Raw genomic sequence first — 1954 nt, forward strand, 5'->3', positions numbered from 1 at the left:
CTGATTTGCAAGGGCTCGTCGCTTTGGCCTTGCTCCCTGCTGTAAGTATCTATCCGTGGGGAAGTCAGGGGAACAGCAGCCAGAGCCAGAGGCACTGTGGGAGCCATTAACTTGCCGGATGGAATCGGTGAATCTGATTGCATTGCTGGCAGTCGTAGCGTTGGCGGTATTATCACTGTGACTGATTACAGGCGCTATTAAAGGTACTTTTAGTGAAGAGTGGAAAGTATGTGTCCGCCTTATCAGCTCATTTGAGAGGTGTGCTGATTCATGGCGGGATGGGTGCTGTTCAAGCTCTATAAAGGCATCGCGAAAAGAGATGGGGAGCGTTAATGTTTGCGCATGAATCACAATATCACGGCTTATGACTGAATCTGATATTTTCCCTAACAGTTCACGAATAGGTTCAAGTGGGTTTGAATAGAGCAGGAATAATTGAAGGAAGTACTCGATAAAGCAATATTTTTCAAATTGTCCTATAAGTGTTTGTTGGTCAGATTGATTAATCCTGCGGATTATATCCTGAACAATCTTATACAAAATCCTCAGGTTGTTGACGCCAGTCTCGGGCAGTGCCCGGGCAGGTGGAATGATCGGTTGGAGTGAAAACAGAATATCAGGGTCATTCAAAGTCCGTGTTTTATCGCTTGTGGCTTCTATCAGCTGTTTGATAAACCGATTGCGCAATGAATTTTTTTTGACAGAACGTTGCAGTTCCAGTATTGCCTCAAGAGGAGTGACAGGGTTACCCCTGGCGTTTGTACCTGTTGTTTCCAGAACCTGCAAACGCTGAGGCATGTCTAGCACATCCAGTATTTCCCTCAGCATAAAAACGGCATTGGGATCGCCGCATTCAATGAGAGCTATAAGCTGGTTCGCAAGTTCCTGAAGGTCTTGAGTCGTAGCATTTTGTTCATTCTCCTCTCCATTGTCGTCTTTTCTGTTATTTCCACTGCCATCATTAGATTGTCCCGGTGATCTGCTCTCCTGACCTCCAGGTTCATCTCTTTGCTCTTTTTGATGATCGTTATTTTCGTCTTTTGATTCTTCATCGGGTACCTTGCCAGAGGGTTTTCCACCATCATTACCTGCTTTTATGCCAACAGTAAGATGGGTCTTCAAGGCAATGCGCTCGAGAGGTAGCCACCCATCTCCGCCACTGCAGGAGGGTGGAGAGGGAAACGAATAGAAGAAGCCCCCGTTGCTGCCTCCGGGCAAATCGGCGCTACCAGCCAGATTGTCTCCTGCCAGTGTCACTGTGTTATTCAGGGTTTGCCCGGTTTTCAGATCACTGTCTTTTATATTGTCGGAATAGAGTTGCCACTGACTCACAACCTGAGGCACTATACCACCGTTGATTTCAAGCCGAACCTTTTGCCCACCCGGATTATGCCAGTCAACGATGGTTGAAGAATTGCATAATGGCGCAATCGCAATAGCATGCAGGGAAAGAACAAATACTACTAATAAGCGGTAAAAATGCATTCAAGTCTCGTTACACAACTTGTGTCAATAATGCCAACCCGCTCTGATTTCCCTGATAGAAAACCTCAGAACAATTTGTGTTGACTTTCTGCCGTGGAAAAATAAAGGAGCATTACTTTTCATCGTTATTGTTCGTAGACATAGAGAGTAGCCAAGTATTTCTGAATGGCTATATGGATTTCTTACCCTGTGCTGCCACGCTGCAAACCTGAAGCGGTCACCAGCAGCGACTATTAAATTCGGTCAGATGGTTAATTATTGTTTTCATCTGACGGAAGGGGTAGAGGTTGTCTGCACATGGGGCAGGTTCTTATCCCGTTTTCAATCATTGCAATGGCACAATCCCTATGAACTTTGTGAGAACAGGGCAGTATCAGGCAGCCGTGGAAGACATCTTCAAGGCAGATGCAGCAAGGATCGTGGCCTGAGTTTTCCCGGCATTTGTGATTGTCTTTTAACCTTATATCCA

2 protein-coding genes are annotated in these 1954 nt (G+C 45.8%); both read right to left on the bottom strand.

Going from position 1 to position 1954, the window contains the following annotated elements:
• Window positions 1-1485: hypothetical protein (locus tag KDK17_RS05710; protein ID WP_257287561.1), on the bottom strand; the 1485-nt coding region annotated here is incomplete at its 3' end.
• A 251-nt stretch (window positions 1486-1736) separates the two neighbouring features.
• Window positions 1737-1954, bottom strand: a 218-nt coding sequence (locus tag KDK17_RS05715) for an RING finger domain-containing protein (RefSeq protein ID WP_257253016.1), incomplete at its 5' end; no start/stop codon positions are given.

It is taken from the genome of Endozoicomonas sp. SESOKO2, assembly GCF_024606245.1.
Lineage (GTDB): Bacteria > Pseudomonadota > Gammaproteobacteria > Pseudomonadales > Endozoicomonadaceae > Endozoicomonas_A.